Source organism: Streptomyces sp. NPDC048415 (assembly GCF_040651675.1).
Classification (GTDB): domain Bacteria; phylum Actinomycetota; class Actinomycetes; order Streptomycetales; family Streptomycetaceae; genus Streptomyces.
Genome location: NZ_JBEZKJ010000059.1, coordinates 35,979 through 51,824, shown reverse-complemented (window position 1 = coordinate 51,824; position 15,846 = coordinate 35,979). Strand labels below are relative to the sequence as shown.

Genomic DNA, 15,846 nt, shown 5'->3' with positions numbered 1-15,846 from the left:
GTGCCGACGCCCACTTGGGGCGTCGGCACCGGCGTTGGTCCTTGCTTGAGGCGCCCTTGACTTGACCATGAAGTGTCATGAGCCTGGCATCTGTTCGCTGCTGTGGCGGACCAGTGCAAGGGGGGCTCATGAGACGAAGAGCGAGAGCGATCCTCGCTACCGGCGCGCTCCTGCTGGGCGGTGCGGGCATGGCGCCCATCGCCCAGGCGCAGAGCGGCAGTTCACCCAAGCCCGACGCGAACGCCGTGAAGGTGTTCCGCGCCGAGGTCACGAAGCAGCAGATACCCCTGCTGCTCGCGGCCGGGCAGGACGGCCATGAACTCGGTGACACGACCTGGAAGAACGGCAAGAGCACGGTCGAGGTCTACGTCACCGACCAGCAGGCCAAGAAGCTGGAGAAACAGGGCGTCGAGCTCACCGAGCACACGCTCACCGCCAAGGCCGAGGACCGTGTCGAGGACGCGGCGCAGGGCGTGTTCCGCCCGTACAGCGGCAAGGGCAATCTCCAGGAGGAGATCGTCAAGACCGGCCAGGAGCATCCCGACCTCACCAAGGTCGTCTCCATCGGCAAGACGATCAACGGCCAGGACATCCTGGCGCTCAAACTGACCAAGGGCGCCAAGAAGACCAAGGACGGCGCCAAGCCGTCCGTGCTGTACCTGTCCAACCAGCACGCGCGCGAGTGGATCACGCCCGAGATGACACGGCGTCTGATGCACTACTACCTGGACAACTACTCGACGAACAAGCGCATCAAGAAGATCGTCGACTCCACCGAACTGTGGTTCGTCCTGTCTGCCAACCCCGACGGCTACGACTACACGTTCAAGGACGCTGACGCCCGCCAGTGGCGCAAGAACCTGCGGGACGTGAACGGCGACGGCGTCATCTCCACCGGCGACGGCGTCGACCTCAACCGCAACTTCGCCTACAAGTGGGGCTACGACGACGAGGGTTCGTCCCCCAACCCCACCAGCGAGACCTACCGCGGCACCGGCCCCAGCTCCGAGCCCGAGACCAAGGCCCTCGACGCCTTCGAGAAGCGCATCGGCTTCACGTACGGCATCAACTACCACTCCGCCGCCGAACTGCTCCTCTACGGAGTGGGCTGGCAGGTGGCGACGCCGACCCCGGACGACGTGCTCTACAAGGCGCTCGCCGGCACGCCCGAGAAGTCGGCGATCCCGGGCTACCGTCCGCAGGTCTCCTCCGAGCTCTACACCACCAACGGCGAGGCCGACGGACACGCGGGCAACGTCAACGGCATGGCGATGTTCACCCCCGAGATGTCGACCTGCCAGACCACGTCGAACCTCGACCCGAACGACGCCTGGAACGCGGCCGACTGCGCCTCGGTCTTCACCTTCCCGGACGACGAGAAACTGATCGAGCAGGAGTTCGAGAAGAACATCCCGTTCGCGCTCTCCGTCGCCGAGACCGCCGCCCACCCCGACCAGCCGTCCTCCTCGGTCGGCCTCGAGGCCCCCGACTTCACCCCCGCCGCCTTCCCGACGTCGTACTCCCGCGGCGCCGACCAGAAGGTCTCCGTCGTCGTACGCGAGTCCGTACGCGACAAGGAGCTCAAGTACCGCGTCAACGGCGGCCGTACGCAAGACATGGCGCTCAAGGCCTGGAAGGGCGGCGAGACCTACGGCGGCAACGACAACCTCTACTTCGACGAGTACCGCGCCAAGGTCCAGGACGGCGACCCGGGTGACAAGGTCGAGGTCTGGTTCACCGGCGAGACGAAGAGGGGAAAACCCACCTCCAGCACGCACTTCACGTACACGGTCGCCGAACGGCCGCGCGCCGACACGCTCGTGGTCGCCGAGGAGGGCGCGACCGCCACACAGGCCCAGACGTACGTCGACGCGCTGAAGGCCAACGGCAAGAAGGCCCTCGTCTGGGACGTCGCGACCCTCGGCGCACCGGACGCGCTCGGTGTGCTGGACCACTTCAAGACGGTCGTCCACTACACCGGCGGTGTACGGCCGGGCAATGCCACCCAGCTGCAGCTGCGCGCCTTCCTGAACGAGGGCGGCAAGCTGATCGAGGCGGGCGAGCTGGCCGGCGGCAGCGTCGACCTCGGCGGCGGCACCTTCTCTAACGACTTCAGCCAGTACTACCTGGGCGCCTACTCCCGTACGTCCACTCCCGGGGCCACGGGCTTCAACGGCTCCGGGAACCTCTCCGGCGCCACCGGAGCGCTCGGCGACGCGCCCGGCAACCCGCTGAACGCGGCGGGCACCTACGGCGTCACCTCGGACTCGCTGCCCGCGGCGACGTACCCACAGTTCGCGATCAGCGCGGGAGCCGGTCAATTCGCCGGGACCGCGAACCCGTACGGGCCGTACGCGGGCTCCTACATGGCCGCCGCGGTGCACACGGACGACGCCTACAAGCGACTCACTCGCACCATCGACCTCACCGGTGTCAGCGCGGCCAACAAGCCGACGCTGCGTTCCCAGCTCCTGTGGGACACCGAGCCCGGCTACGACCACGCGGTGCTCGAGATCCACACGTCCGGGGCCGACGACTGGACGACACTCCCGGAGGCGGGAGGTGCCACCAGCACGGCGGTTCCCGCGGACTGTGAGGCCGGATTCTTCGCCAGGGAGCACCCCTGGATCAAGCGGTATCTGACCGTGAGCTCCGCCGGCTGCACGGGCACCGGCACCAGCGGCTCGTGGAACAGCTTCACGGGCGCCTCCGACGGCTGGCAGCAGGTCAACTTCGACCTGAGCGCGTACGCCGGAAAGTCCGTCGAGGTCTCCATCGGCTACATCACCGACCCGAACACCGGCGGCCACGGGGTCCTCGTAGACGACACCTCCCTCGTCGTCGGCGGTACGGCCACCGGAACGGAGGGCTTCGAGAGCTCTCTCGGCCCCTGGAGTGTTCCCGGACCGCCCGCGGGCAGCCCGGCCGTCCTCAAGGACTGGGCGCGCTATGGAGAGCTCTTCAAGACGTATGGAGCGGTCACCACGGACGACACCGTGCTCCTGGGCTTCGGCCTGGAGCACGTCACCGCGGCGGCCGACCGCACGGCGCTCATCGGGAAGGCATTCGCGGCCCTGCGCGGCTGACCCGGCATGACGATCACGTGAACATCACGGGCGGTCCGTACTCCTACTGGTGGGTACGGATCGCCCTGCCGTGTACGGCCCTCTCGATGTCACCCCGGGCGCCTCAGGGAGGTAGGGTCGTAGGCGGTCGGGGACATCCCATACAACTCGCCGGCATCTGAGCCGGCGTACCTAACGAGGAGATCGGTTCGTGACGATCCGCGTAGGCATCAACGGCTTTGGCCGCATCGGTCGTAACTACTTCCGCGCGCTGCTGGAGCAGGGTGCAGACATCGAGATCGTGGCTGTCAACGACCTGGGTGACACCGCGACCACCGCTCACCTGCTGAAGTACGACACCATCCTGGGCCGCCTCAAGGCCGAGGTGACGCACACCGCCGACACGATCACCGTCGACGGTCACACCATCAAGGTGCTCTCCGAGCGGAACCCCGCCGACATCCCGTGGGGCGAGCTGGGCGTCGACATCGTCATCGAGTCGACCGGCATCTTCACGAAGAAGGCCGACGCCGAGAAGCACATCGCCGGCGGCGCCAAGAAGGTCCTCATCTCGGCTCCGGCCAAGGACGAGGACATCACCATCGTGATGGGCGTCAACCAGGACAAGTACGACGCGGCCAACCACCACGTCATCTCCAACGCCTCCTGCACCACCAACTGTGTGGCGCCGATGGCCAAGGTTCTCGACGAGAACTTCGGCATCGTCAAGGGCCTGATGACGACGGTCCACGCGTACACGAACGACCAGCGCATCCTGGACTTCCCGCACTCGGACCTGCGCCGCGCCCGCGCCGCCGCCGAGAACATCATCCCGACCACCACCGGTGCCGCCAAGGCCACCGCCCTGGTCCTCCCGCAGCTCAAGGGCAAGCTGGACGGCATCGCGATGCGCGTCCCGGTCCCGACCGGCTCGGCCACCGACCTGGTCGTGACGCTGCAGCGCGAGGTCACCAAGGACGAGGTCAACGCCGCGTTCAAGAAGGCCTCCGACGACGGCGACCTCAAGGGCTACCTGTCGTACACCGAGGACCCGATCGTCTCCTCGGACATCGTCGGCGACCAGGCCTCCTGCACCTTCGACTCCCTCCTGACCATGGTTCAGGAGGGCAACACGGTGAAGATCCTCGGCTGGTACGACAACGAGTGGGGCTACTCCAACCGCCTCGTCGACCTCACGGTCTTCGTCGGCGGCCAGCTCTAAGTCCCGGAGCAGGCACCTCGATGTGAGCACAGGGCTCGGGCAGCGCAAGGCCGCGCTGTCCGAGCCCTGTGCTACGTAGTGATCGATCAGCCCTCCCGGATCTGAAGAGCCTTCCTTAGGAGTCCCCTTATGAAGACGATCGACGAACTTCTCGCCGAAGGCGTGGACGGCAAGCGGGTCTTCGTCCGCGCCGACCTGAACGTGCCGATGGCCGACGGCCTCATCACCGACGACGGCCGCATCCGCGCCGTGCTGCCCACCGTCAAGGCCCTCGCCGAGGCGGGTGCCAAGGTGGTCGTCGCCTCGCACCTGGGCCGTCCCAAGGGCGCCCCGGACCCGGCGTTCTCCCTGCTGCAGCCCGCCGAGCGCCTTGGTGAACTCCTCGGCGCGCCCGTCGCGTTCGCGCAGGACACCGTCGGCCCCGCCGCCCACGACGCCGTGAACGGCCTGCAGCCCGGCCAGGTCGCGGTCATCGAGAACCTGCGCTTCAACGCCGGCGAGACGTCGAAGGACGACACCGAGCGCGCCGAGTTCGCCGACCAGCTGGCGGCCCTGGCCGATGTCTACGTAGGCGACGGTTTCGGTGCGGTGCACCGCAAGCACGCCTCCGTGTACGACCTTCCGGCCCGCCTGCCGCACTACGCCGGCTACCTCATCGCCACCGAGGTCGCCGTCCTGAAGAAGCTCACCGAGGACGTCAAGCGCCCCTATGTGGTCGCGCTCGGCGGCGCCAAGGTCTCCGACAAGCTCGCCGTCATCGACCAGCTGCTCGGCAAGGCCGACCGTCTCCTCATCGGCGGCGGCATGGCGTACACCTTCCTCAAGGCCAAGGGGTACGAGGTCGGCATCTCCCTCCTCCAGGAGGACCAGGTCCCGGCCGTAAAGGAGTACATCGAGCGCGCGGAGAAGAACGGCGTGGAGCTGGTCCTCCCCGTCGACGTCCTCGTCGCCCCTGAGTTCCCGGACCTCAAGACGAAGGCCCCGGCCAACCCCACCACCGTCGCCGCGGACGCCATCCCGGCCGACCAGGAGGGTCTCGACATCGGTCCTGAGACCCGCAAGCAGTACGCCTCGAAGCTCGCCGACGCGGCCACCGTCTTCTGGAACGGACCGATGGGCGTCTTCGAGCACCCCGACTACGCCGAGGGCACCAAGGCGGTCGCCCAGGCCCTCCTCGACTCCCCGGCCTTCACGGTCGTCGGCGGCGGCGACTCCGCCGCGGCCGTCCGCATCCTGGGCTTCGACGAGACGGCATTCGGCCACATCTCGACCGGTGGCGGCGCCTCCCTCGAATACCTCGAGGGCAAGACGCTCCCCGGCCTCGCCGCACTGGAGGACTGACCTCAATGAGCACGCGCACGCCGCTGATGGCGGGCAACTGGAAGATGAACCTCAACCACCTCGAGGCCATCGCGCACGTCCAGAAGCTCGCCTTCGCCCTGGCGGACAAGGACTACGAGGCCTGTGAGGTCGCCGTCCTGCCGCCCTTCACCGACCTGCGCTCCGTGCAGACCCTGGTCGACGGTGACAAGCTCAAGATCAAGTACGGCGCTCAGGACGTCTCGGCGCACGACGCAGGTGCCTACACCGGCGAGATCTCCGGCTCGATGCTGGCCAAGCTGAAGTGCACGTACGTCGTCATCGGGCACTCCGAGCGCCGCCAGTACCACGCCGAGACCGACGAGCTCGTCAACGCCAAGGTCAAGGCCGCCTACAAGCACGGTCTGACCCCGATCCTGTGCGTCGGCGAGGAGCTGGCCGTCCGGGAGGCGGGCAACCACGTCACGCACACGCTCGCGCAGGTCGAGGGCGGTCTCAAGGACCTCCCGGCCGAACAGGCGGAGTCGATCGTGATCGCGTACGAGCCCGTCTGGGCCATCGGCACCGGCAAGGTCTGCGGCGCCGACGACGCCCAGGAGGTCTGCGCGGCGATCCGCGGCAAGGTCGCCGAGCTGTACACGCAGGAGCTGGCCGACCAGGTCCGCATCCAGTACGGCGGTTCCGTGAAGTCGGGTAACGTCGCCGAGATCATGGCGAAGCCCGACATCGACGGCGCCCTGGTCGGCGGTGCGTCGCTCGACGCCGAAGAGTTCGTCAAGATCGTCCGGTTCCGCGACCAGTGAGCCGAAGGGGCGCGGACGGTGTCGAGAGGGCATGGGGGTCCCCCCGCTCGAGCGGAGCCGAGCGTGGGGGAGCGCGGAGGCCCGAAGGGCTGAGCACGGTCGGCCTCTCGACACCGGCTTCGAGCGCCCCGGAGGCGAACCGGCAAGCTGTGAGTATGCGGTAGCGGCGATTCGTCGTACCCTTGCGGGGGTCTGGTGCGGTGGCACCGGACCCCCGTCGTCCATCCAGTTCCGAGGAAGTTGGTCCAGCCGTGGTTTTGGGGTTCTCGATCGCCCTGATCGTCTTCAGCCTGCTGCTGATGCTGCTGGTGCTGATGCACAAGGGAAAGGGCGGCGGCCTCTCCGACATGTTCGGTGGCGGCATGCAGTCGTCCGTCGGCGGCTCTTCGGTCGCCGAGCGCAACCTCGACCGCATCACCCTGCTGATCGGTCTGCTCTGGTTCGCGTCCATTGTCGTGCTCGGCATCGTGATGAAGGTCAACAACTGATCTCCGACCGACATCGGTACGGCAGCACAACTGCACATTACGCAAGCACATTCCGCACGTAAGGCCCCATGTCCGGTACGCGCCCGCGGGCGCGGCCTATCATGGGGCTTGCGTCTAGGGGTGGGGAGGTAACTCCAATCACTGGACGCGCGTTGGGCCTTACGTAGACTGAGGCGCTCGCAGCGAAGCGTCACGCCGACTCGCTTCGCGGCACCATTACGCAGGGAGTTACGACCGTGGCAAGTGGCAACGCGATCCGAGGAAGCCGGGTCGGGGCGGGGCCGATGGGCGAGGCCGAGCGCGGCGAGTCCGCGCCCCGGCTGCGCATCTCCTTCTGGTGCTCCAACGGGCACGAGACGCAGCCCAGCTTCGCCAGCGACGCGCAGGTTCCCGAGACCTGGGACTGCCCGCGCTGCGGCTTCCCCGCCGGACAGGACCGGGACAACCCGCCGGACCCGCCGCGCACCGAGCCGTACAAGACGCATCTGGCGTACGTACGGGAGCGGCGCAGCGACGCGGACGGTGAGGCGATCCTCGCCGAGGCGCTCGCCAAACTGCGAGGCGAGATCTAGGAGTTGAGAACCGGCCGGGCGCCAGAGTGCGCCTGGCCGGAGCTGTTTCGCGGTCCTCGCCGCTCGCCGGGCTGTGCGCTGCCGGCGCTCGCCCGGCTGTGCCCTGCCGTCGCTGGCCTGGGGGTGCGCTGCCGGCGCTCGCCGGGCCGTGCCCTGCCGTCGCTGGCCTGGGGGTGCGCTGCCGCCGCTCGCCGAGCGCGCTGCCCGCGCCGTTTCGTGCGCGGGTTCCGTGCCGTCGCCGGATCTCCGGCCATGCCCCGCCCGCTCGGCGGCCGATTGTCAGTGGCGCCCTCTACGGTTCTTGAAGTGGCGGAACCGGAGGGGGCGTTGTGACGACGGCTGAGGTGGCGGGCGTGCGGGCGCCCGCGTGGCGCGGGGGGTTCGGGCGGTTGTGGAGCGCGGCCGTGGTGTCGCGGTTCGGGGACGCGCTGCGTGGTGCGGCGCTGCCGCTGCTGGCCGTGCGGCTCACCGACGATCCGCTCGTCATCGCCTCCGTCACGGCCTGCGGCTACCTCCCGTGGCTCCTCTTCGGGCTGCTGGGCGGGGCCATCGCCGACCGCGTGGACCAGCGGCGTGCGATGTGGGCGGTGGACACCCTGCGCGGCACACTGGTGGCGGGCTTCGCCCTGGCCGTCGGGCTCGGGCAGGCGTCGATCGCCCTGCTGATCGCCCTCGCCTTCACCCTCACCACCCTCCAGACGCTTTTCGACAACGCGTCCACGGCCCTGCTGCCGTCTCTGGTGGACCGCGAAAGTCTCGGCGGCGCCAACGCCCGGCTGATGACCGGACAGCAGCTCGCCGGAGGCCTGCTGGCCGGCCCCTTCGTGCCGCTGCTGCTCACCGTCGGGGCCGCCGTGCCGTTCGCCGCCGACGCGACCTCCTATCTGCTTGCCGCCGCGCTGGTGGCCTCCCTGCGTGTCCGGGCGCCCGAGCGGGAGCCGCGTCCGGCCGGGAACACCCTGCGGGCGGAGATAGGCGAGGGCCTGCGCGCCCTGTGGGGCGACCGGGTGCTGCGAGCGACCTGCACGGCCACCTTGCTGTGCAACATCGGCATGGGCGCGCTCATCGCCACCCTGGTGCTGCATGTGACCCGCTGGCTGCACACGGGGAACGCGGGATACGCGGCGGCGATGACGGCGTACTCGGCGGGCAGTTTCTGCGGCGGCTTCGCGGCCCAGCCCATCGCCCGCCGGGTGGGGCGGGCCCGCAGCCTGCTGCTGGGCGGGTGCGTCCAGACGGCTTCGCTGGTGCTCATGGGTACCGTCCGTCACCTGGGAGCCCTGGTCGTGGCCATGGCGCTCCTCGGCCTGATGAACATGGTGTGGAATGTCAACCAGGTCACGCTGATGCAGCAGCGCAGCCCCCGGGAGATGGTGGGCCGCATTAGCTCCGCGTTCCGTACGGCTTCGACCTCAGGTGCCCCGCTCGGCGCCCTGCTGGGCGGCGCGGTGGCGACGGCGTACGGGCTGAACGGGCCGGCGCTGTTCGCGGCCGTGCTGTTCGCCCTGGCCGTCATCTCGCTGATACCCGCGGTCAAGCCGGACGTATCTGTTGTTGAGCCGGACGACGGCGCCACAACCGCTCACGTCAAGCCCTGATCAATTAGGTTGGAACCGGCAGCGGGGCAAGGTGCGCAGCACAGGCAGGAAAGAAGGCGGAAGTCCGAGATGAACGCAGAAAGCCGTACCAGGCTCAACCAGACGCCCGAGTGGACCGCTCTGACCAAGCACCGCGAGGAATTCGGGGACACCCACCTGCGGGACCTGTTCGCGGCGGATCCCGGGCGCGGCTCCGGCTACACGCTCCAGGTCGGCGATCTGCACGTCGACTACTCCAAGCACCTGGTCACCGACGAGACGCTGCGGCTGCTGCGCGAGCTGGCCGCGGCGACCGACGTGTTCGGGCTGAGGGACGCCATGTTCCGCGGCGAGAAGATCAACGTCACCGAGGACCGCGCGGTGCTGCACACCGCGCTGCGCGCCCCGCTCGACGCCGTGATCGAGGTCGACGGGGAGAACGTCGTCCCGGCGGTGCACGCCGTGCTCGGCAAGATGGCCGACTTCGCCGAGCGCGTCCGTTCCGGCGCGTGGACCGGTCACACCGGCCGGCGTATCAAGAACATCGTCAACATCGGCATCGGCGGCTCGGACCTCGGTCCCGCGATGGCGTACGAGGCGCTGCGCTCCTTCACCGACCGCAACCTCACGGTCCGCTTCGTGTCGAACGTCGACGGCGCCGACCTGCACGAGGCCGTACGGGACCTGGACCCGGCCGAGACTCTGTTCATCATCGCCTCGAAGACCTTCACCACCATCGAGACGATCACCAACGCGACCTCCGCGCGCGACTGGCTGCTGACCGAGCTGAAGGCCGGTCAGGAGGCCGTGGCCAAGCACTTCGTGGCGCTGTCGACGAACGCCGGGAAGGTGTCGGACTTCGGCATCGACACGGCCAACATGTTCGAGTTCTGGGACTGGGTCGGCGGGCGGTACTCGTTCGACTCGGCCATCGGGCTCTCCCTGATGATCGCGATCGGCCCCGACCGCTTCCGCGAGATGCTCAACGGGTTCTACCTCGTCGACGAGCACTTCAGGAGCGCCCCCGCCGAGTCCAACGTGCCGCTGCTCCTCGGCCTGTTGGGCATCTGGTACGGCAACTTCCATGACGCCCAGTCGCACGCCGTGCTGCCGTACTCGCACTACCTGTCCAAGTTCACCGCGTATCTGCAGCAGCTGGACATGGAGTCCAACGGCAAGTCCGTGGACCGTGACGGACGTGAGGTGGAGTGGCAGACGGGGCCGGTGGTGTGGGGGACGCCCGGCACCAACGGGCAGCACGCGTACTACCAACTCATCCATCAGGGGACGAAGTTGATCCCGGCGGACTTCATCGGCTTCGCCGAGCCGGTCGCCGACCTGCTGCCCGGTCTGGTCGGTCAGCACGACCTGTTGATGGCGAACTTCTTCGCGCAGACGCAGGCCCTCGCCTTCGGCAAGACGCCGGACGAGGTGCGCGCCGAGGGGGTGGCCGACGAGCTGGTGCCGCACAAGACGTTCAAGGGCAACCACCCGACGACCACGATCCTCGCGCGTGAGCTGACCCCCTCGGTCCTGGGGCAGCTGGTCGCGCTGTACGAGCACAAGGTGTTCGTGCAGGGCGCCGTCTGGAACATCGACTCCTTCGACCAGTGGGGCGTCGAGCTGGGCAAGGTCCTCGCCAAGCGCGTCGAACCCGCGCTGACCGAGGGCGCGGAGGTGTCGGGACTGGACGAGTCGACGAAGGCTCTTGTCGCCAAGTACCGGGAGCTGCGCGGCCGGTAGGGAGCCCGCATACGGGGAAGCGGGCGGCGGGAGTCCGTCCGCTTCCCGTAGAATCCCCGGGCGATCATGAAGGCGATGGCTCGGGGGAGCGGAACGTGGCTGGTTCGCGGGGGAGTTGGACGAGCGGCACGCTGTCGGCGAGGTCGTTCCTGCAGCCCAAGCAGGTGGCGAAGGCGGTGTTCCACCCGGCGTGGATCCCGGAGTCCGTCGATCTGTCCGTGGAGCGGCTCAAGCGGGTGCGGGTCATCGCCGGAGCGGTCGCGGCGTTCGGCGTGTACACCTTCGTACAGGGCAAGTTCGACTTCACGGAAGTGCTGGAGAACATGCTGACGGCGTCCGCCGTCCTGCTGTTCATCACACCGCTGACCGTGGGCGTGATGCTCTTCGTGTGGCGGCGCACCGGGACCGTCCGCCAGCTGCGGACGTCCCTGTTCAACTCGCTCAAACTGCTGCTGCTCTTCATCGGGACCGTCGTGGGGACGGTGTTCCTGTGGCAGACGTCGACCTCGCTCGGCGGCCTCATGCTGGTGCTGCTCGGTCTGACCGCGCTCTGGCTGACCGGCTTCGTGGCCTACGGAGCGGTGCAGGTGTCCGGGAACTTCTTCGGCACGGCGGCCGTGCACCGGTGTCTGCCGCCGCTGCTCGCCACGGTGACGACCTGGCTGATGGCCCTTCCCGATCTCGTCACCGGCGACCTGCACGGCCTCAGCCTCACGATGGGGATCGTCTTCATCCTGGGTGCGCCGATGACCGTCACGGGGATCGCCCTGCTGGAGATGAGCCGACTCAAGCGCCGCTACGGGATCCGGCTGCGCGCCCATCCCGCGACCCTGCCGCCGCCGCGCCCCGCGTACACACCGCCCGGCGGGTACGTACCGCCGCAAGGGAATCCTTACGCGCCCGGCCCGCAGAACCCGTACGCCCCGTATCCGCAGGGCCATCCCTACGGGCCGCCCGGCCCGCAGCTCCCGTACGGCCAAGCTCCGTACGGGAGCTGACCCGGCTCAAGCCGCCGCGCTCAGGGTGTCGGCCAGTCGTCGGCGGGCCGCTCGGGCCGCGGGCAGGGCGGCGAGTGCGGCGGCGCCCAGCACGGCCGCCGTGCCGAACAGCAGCAGGAGGACGGGGGACGGCCCCCGGGCGATCCCGGCGCCGATGCCGCTCGACCTGCCCTGGGCGTCGATCAGCCAATGCGCGAGGGGCACCCCCAGCGCAGTACCGAGGAGGACCGCGGCCAGGGCCGTGCACCCCGTGGCCATCACGGTGACCGCGGTGATCTGCCGCGGAGTCAGCCCGATCGCCTTCAGCGCCAGCAGATCCCGCTCGCCCTCGCGCACGGTGCCGCCGATCGCGGTGAGCAGCTCGATGAGGCCTATCAAAGCCAGTACGGCGATCAGCCCCACGACGACTCCGCGCAGCGGCGAGAGCCCGTCGGCCGGGTTCGTCACGGCGTGCACGTCGACGTGGCCGTGCCCGGCGGCGGTCAGCGCGGTGGCGACCTGGTGCGGGTCGGCGCTCGGGCGCAGCTGGAGTTGGTAGAGGGTCGGCCGGAGGCCGGGGTCGTTCTCGCGGAGGGTGTCGAGCGAGGTGGAGATGACCCGGCCGCCGTTCTCCGGCTCGATGCTGCGCCCCACGATGTGCAGGATCTGCGGCTGCGCGCCCACCGTCATCCGCACCCAGTCGCCGACCCGCACATCCAGCAGGTCGAGCAGCCCCTGACCGGCCACCGCCTCGTCGGGTCCGCGCGCGGGGCGGCCCTCGGCCAGCGAGAAGGGGTACGGCTCCTTGCGCGTGCCGAGCCCGCGCAGCGCGATCGTGCCCGTCTGGCCGGGGACGAGCGCGGCCACCTCGACACCCGGGTGGACGGCGGTGACCTGCGGATTCTTGGCCAGCAGGGCCCGTACGTCCGGATCGTTCAGACTCTCGTCGGCCCGTACGGTGAGCGCCGCGGCGAGACCGATCTGCTCGGGTCTGCTGTGGAAGCGGTCGATGGTGGTCCAGGCGCTCATCGCCACCACGATCAGCAGCAGCGGAAGCGTGAGGCGGGCCACCGTGGCGAGCGAGCGCGGTCGTCGGGTGAACGCCTTGTGCCAGCCCAGGACCAGCGCGGACGGCAGCCGCAGCCCGAGGGCGCCGCGCGCCAGGCCCGACAAGCGCCCGCCGAGCGGCGCCGCGCCTCGCAGGCCCGGCACCGGGGGCACCCGTCCGGCTCGCCAGGCCGCGAGCCCGGTGGTCGCGGCGATGAACAGCACCGCGGCCACGGGTACCGCGAACAGGGCCGCCGTGTGCCCCGGCAACCCCTGCCACACACCGACCGCGTCTCCGAGACGTCCGGGGATACGACTGCCCAGGGCCTGGGCGAGGGCCGTGGCGAGCACGGCGCCCATGAGCGCGAACGCCACGTGCTGGAGGAGGAAGACACGCACCACCTGGCCCGGAGTGAAACCGATCGCCTTCAGCACCGAGATGTCCCGGAGGTGGCCGCGGATACGGGTGCCGATGGCTCCGTGCACGGCGAGCGCGGCGGCGACCAGGGCGCCCACGCCGAACAGGGCGAGGACCTGGCCGAGCAGCCGGTTGTCGCCCTGCGCCTCCGCCCGCGCCTGTTGCCAGGGGGAGACCTCGGTGACCGCGCCGGCGCCGAGGAGCGTGACCGCCCGCTGGACGGCGTAGTCCGTGTCGCCGGGATCAGACAGCCGAAGGCCGGTCACCTGGCCGCCGCGCCCGGCGGTGCGCTGCACGGCGGAGGGGAGCGCCCATACGAGGCCCGAGCGCTCCCCGGGGCTGTAATGCGGCTCGGCGCTGTCCGCGATACCGAGGACGGTCAGGGTCCGTGCGGTGCCGGGAACGGTGAGGGTGTCGCCGGGCTCGGCCCACAGGCCCCGGGCGAGACTGCTCTCAAGGACCACGCCGTCCGGCGTGGTGGGGTCGAGCCAGCGGCCGGAGACCAGCAGGGGACGGCCGGTGGCGGGCGGTTCGACGGTGCCGCGCAGTTCGACGGAGGCGCGGGTGCCGCGCGATTCGACGGCGGTGGTGGCGGTGGGATACGGGCCCGCGACGGACTGGACCCCGTCCAGTTCGGCGAGTTCGCGCGCATCGGCCGACGGTCCGGTGTGGATCCACACGTGCGCGCCGTGCGACTGGGTGAAGACGCGCTGCCAGGGGTTGGTCGCGTACCCGAAGAGCGCGGTGGCCAGCAGCAGCGAGGCGACGATCCCGGCGGTGGCGAGCACGATGAACAGCGCTTCACCGCGATGCCTGCGCAGATCGGCGTGCGCCCAGCGCAGCGTGGCCCGCATCCCGGCTCAGCCCCTCGACTCACGGACGAGGACCCAGCCGCGCGCCCCGCGCGAGACCGGCCGGAACTGCGGCTCGCATCCGCCGAAACCGACCGCAAGCCGGGGGCCGCCCGCGCCGGGGCTGTCTGCGTGCCGGGGCTCGCCCGCGCCGGAACCAGCTCCGACCGGGGGCCCGCCCCGGACGGAGCGGCCCGGGACCGGGGGCTGGCTCGCGCCGGGACTGTCCGCGTGCCGGGGCTCGCCCGCGACGAAACGGCCCGGGACCAGGAGCCCGCCCACCACGAACCCGCCCGCGACCAGGGGCCCGCCCACGACGAACCCGCCCGCAACCAGGAACCCGCCCGCGCCGGAACTGTCCGTGAGCCGGAGTCCGCCCCCGGTGGACCGGGCTGTGGGCAGGAGGTCGGTGTTGCGCACGTCGCTCAGTCCCTCAGTTCCAGTACACCGGATATCCCCGTGCCGCGTGCCGGCGTGCCGGCGAGTTCCGCGTCGTCGGCTATTCGGCCGTCGAAGAAGCTGATCACCCGGTCCGCGGCGCTGGCGAGCCGTGCGTCATGGGTGACCAGGAGGATGGTCTGGCCACGCTGGTGGAAGCGGGACAGCAGCCGCGTCACCTCGCGGGTGCCCTTGCTGTCGAGGCTGCCCGCCGGCTCGTCGGCGAGCAGCAGGGGCGGATGGTTGACCAGGGCACGGGCCAGCGCCACGCGCTGCTGCTCGCCGCCGGACAGCTCGCCCGGCATGCTGCGCTCCTTGCCCTGAAGACCCAGCTCGGCGAGAAGCTGTTCGCGCTCGGCGCGCGCCTGCTTGGGGGAGACCCCGGCGAGCAGGGCGGGCAGCTCGACGTTGTCGGCGACCGACAGGTTCGACACCAGGTTGAAGAACTGGAAGACGATGCCGATGCGGCGCCGGCGCTCGACCGCCCAGCGCGCCTCGCCGTACGCGTCCGTGCACTCGCCGTCCAGCCAGATGCTGCCGGAGTCCGGTCGCTGAAGCCCGCCGAGCAGATGCAGCAGCGTCGACTTCCCGGCGCCGGACGGGCCGGTGACGGCCACGAACTCGCCCTGCCGTACGGCAAGGTCCACGCCCCGCACGGCGTGCGCGGGGGCGCCCTCGCCGTAGTGGGTCTTGACCAGGCCCTCGGCGCGCAGCACAGGAGCGTCCCCGGCGCGCGGCAAAGGAGCGGTGCGGCTCATTCCAGCTCCTCCAGTTCCTCCTGGCAGCGCTCCAGCCAGTCGAGGTCGGCCTGCAGATGCAGCATGGCGCCCTCGATGAGCAGCTGGGAGACGCGGTTGTCCCGGTTCTCGGCGGCAGCCAGCTTCGACAGGCTGCGCATGGTGTTCAGGTAGTGGCGCCGTTGTTTGTTGATGAGGGCGATCTGGTCGGCGAGACCGGTCTGCGGCGCGAGCGCGAGCTTCATGAAGAACTCGTCCCGCACCCGCGGCTCTTCCGCCGTCTCCTCGTACCAGGCGCGCAGCGCCTCACGCCCGGCGTCGGTGAGGTGGTAGATCTTCTTGTTGGGCCGGCTGGACTGCTCGACTTCCTCGCCCTCGATCAGTCCCGACTTCTCGAGGCGGCCCAGCGTCACATAGATCTGGCCGACGTTCGGCTGAGGGTACGCGGCACCCAGCAGTTGCTCAAGGTCCTGCTTGAGCTCGTAGCCGTGGGCCGGACCGCGCGCCAGGAGAGCCAGGAGGGGCAGGCGCACTCGTGCTCTCCTCTTCGCGTCCTTTGTAATGTGTCGCAGGCCCTAGTATCGCCCA

General features: G+C 69.9%; 13 protein-coding genes. 9 read left to right on the top strand and 4 right to left on the bottom strand.

What is annotated here, in order from left to right; genetic code table 11:
• Positions 1–128 precede the first annotated feature (128 nt).
• From AB0D27_RS30605 to AB0D27_RS30565, 9 genes are all read left to right on the top strand, one after another.
• On the top strand, positions 129–3,086 hold the full coding sequence (locus AB0D27_RS30605) for a M14 family zinc carboxypeptidase (protein WP_362515304.1): 2,958 nt from the start codon (positions 129–131) through the stop codon (positions 3,084–3,086).
• Between the two features lie 190 nt (positions 3,087–3,276).
• Positions 3,277–4,287: a type I glyceraldehyde-3-phosphate dehydrogenase gene (gene gap, locus AB0D27_RS30600; protein WP_362515302.1), complete on the top strand. Its 1,011-nt coding sequence runs from the start codon at positions 3,277–3,279 to the stop codon at positions 4,285–4,287.
• A 129-nt stretch (positions 4,288–4,416) separates the two neighbouring features.
• Positions 4,417–5,628, top strand: a complete 1,212-nt coding sequence (locus AB0D27_RS30595) for a phosphoglycerate kinase (protein WP_362515300.1) — start codon at positions 4,417–4,419, stop codon at positions 5,626–5,628.
• Between the two features lie 5 nt (positions 5,629–5,633).
• A complete protein-coding gene (gene tpiA, locus AB0D27_RS30590; RefSeq protein ID WP_362515298.1) occupies positions 5,634–6,410 on the top strand; it encodes a triose-phosphate isomerase in 777 nt (258 codons plus the stop codon).
• Between the two features lie 251 nt (positions 6,411–6,661).
• Positions 6,662–6,898, top strand: coding sequence for a preprotein translocase subunit SecG (gene secG / locus AB0D27_RS30585; RefSeq protein ID WP_362515296.1), 237 nt, complete (start codon positions 6,662–6,664; stop codon positions 6,896–6,898).
• A 236-nt stretch (positions 6,899–7,134) separates the two neighbouring features.
• On the top strand, positions 7,135–7,470 hold the full coding sequence (locus AB0D27_RS30580; protein ID WP_003976875.1) for an RNA polymerase-binding protein RbpA: 336 nt from the start codon (positions 7,135–7,137) through the stop codon (positions 7,468–7,470).
• 329 nt (positions 7,471–7,799) lie between these two features.
• Positions 7,800–9,068 (top strand): MFS transporter, encoded by a 1,269-nt coding sequence (locus AB0D27_RS30575; protein WP_362515294.1) that lies wholly within the window; start codon positions 7,800–7,802, stop codon positions 9,066–9,068.
• A 69-nt stretch (positions 9,069–9,137) separates the two neighbouring features.
• Positions 9,138–10,790: a glucose-6-phosphate isomerase gene (gene pgi, locus AB0D27_RS30570; RefSeq protein ID WP_362515293.1), complete on the top strand. Its 1,653-nt coding sequence runs from the start codon at positions 9,138–9,140 to the stop codon at positions 10,788–10,790.
• A gap of 95 nt (positions 10,791–10,885) precedes the next feature.
• Positions 10,886–11,788 carry a hypothetical protein gene (locus tag AB0D27_RS30565; protein WP_362515291.1) on the top strand — a complete coding sequence of 301 codons (903 nt, stop codon included), beginning with the start codon at positions 10,886–10,888 and terminating at the stop codon, positions 11,786–11,788.
• A 6-nt stretch (positions 11,789–11,794) separates the two neighbouring features.
• On the opposite strand, the gene AB0D27_RS30560 is transcribed toward AB0D27_RS30565, so the two are convergent.
• Genes AB0D27_RS30560 through AB0D27_RS30545 form a run of 4 tightly spaced genes read right to left on the bottom strand, consistent with a single transcriptional unit; the run spans position 11,795 to position 15,791 of the window.
• A complete protein-coding gene (locus AB0D27_RS30560; protein ID WP_362515290.1) occupies positions 11,795–14,086 on the bottom strand; it encodes an FtsX-like permease family protein in 2,292 nt (763 codons plus the stop codon).
• Positions 14,087–14,092: 6 nt separating this feature from the next.
• Positions 14,093–14,503, bottom strand: a complete 411-nt coding sequence (locus AB0D27_RS30555) for a hypothetical protein (RefSeq protein ID WP_362515288.1) — start codon at positions 14,501–14,503, stop codon at positions 14,093–14,095.
• 5 nt (positions 14,504–14,508) lie between these two features.
• The gene (locus AB0D27_RS30550; RefSeq protein WP_362515287.1) at positions 14,509–15,279 is read right to left on the bottom strand and encodes an ABC transporter ATP-binding protein; all 771 of its coding nucleotides are present in this window, start codon (positions 15,277–15,279) and stop codon (positions 14,509–14,511) included.
• Positions 15,276–15,791, bottom strand: coding sequence for a PadR family transcriptional regulator (locus AB0D27_RS30545; RefSeq protein ID WP_362515286.1), 516 nt, complete (start codon positions 15,789–15,791; stop codon positions 15,276–15,278). Before AB0D27_RS30545 ends, AB0D27_RS30550 begins: the two co-directional genes overlap by 4 nt.
• Between the last annotated feature and the right edge of the window lie 55 nt (positions 15,792–15,846).

Excerpts from the sequence above, each read along its gene's own strand:
- AB0D27_RS30605 (WP_362515304.1), top strand. The coding sequence starts at position 129 with ATGAGACGAAGAGCGAGAGCGATCCTCGCTACCGGCGCGCTCCTGCTG.
- AB0D27_RS30560 (WP_362515290.1), bottom strand. The coding sequence starts at position 14,086 with ATGCGGGCCACGCTGCGCTGGGCGCACGCCGATCTGCGCAGGCATCGC.
- AB0D27_RS30550 (WP_362515287.1), bottom strand. The coding sequence starts at position 15,279 with ATGAGCCGCACCGCTCCTTTGCCGCGCGCCGGGGACGCTCCTGTGCTG.
- pgi (WP_362515293.1), top strand. The coding sequence starts at position 9,138 with ATGAACGCAGAAAGCCGTACCAGGCTCAACCAGACGCCCGAGTGGACC.
- tpiA (WP_362515298.1), top strand. The coding sequence starts at position 5,634 with ATGAGCACGCGCACGCCGCTGATGGCGGGCAACTGGAAGATGAACCTC.
- AB0D27_RS30595 (WP_362515300.1), top strand. The coding sequence starts at position 4,417 with ATGAAGACGATCGACGAACTTCTCGCCGAAGGCGTGGACGGCAAGCGG.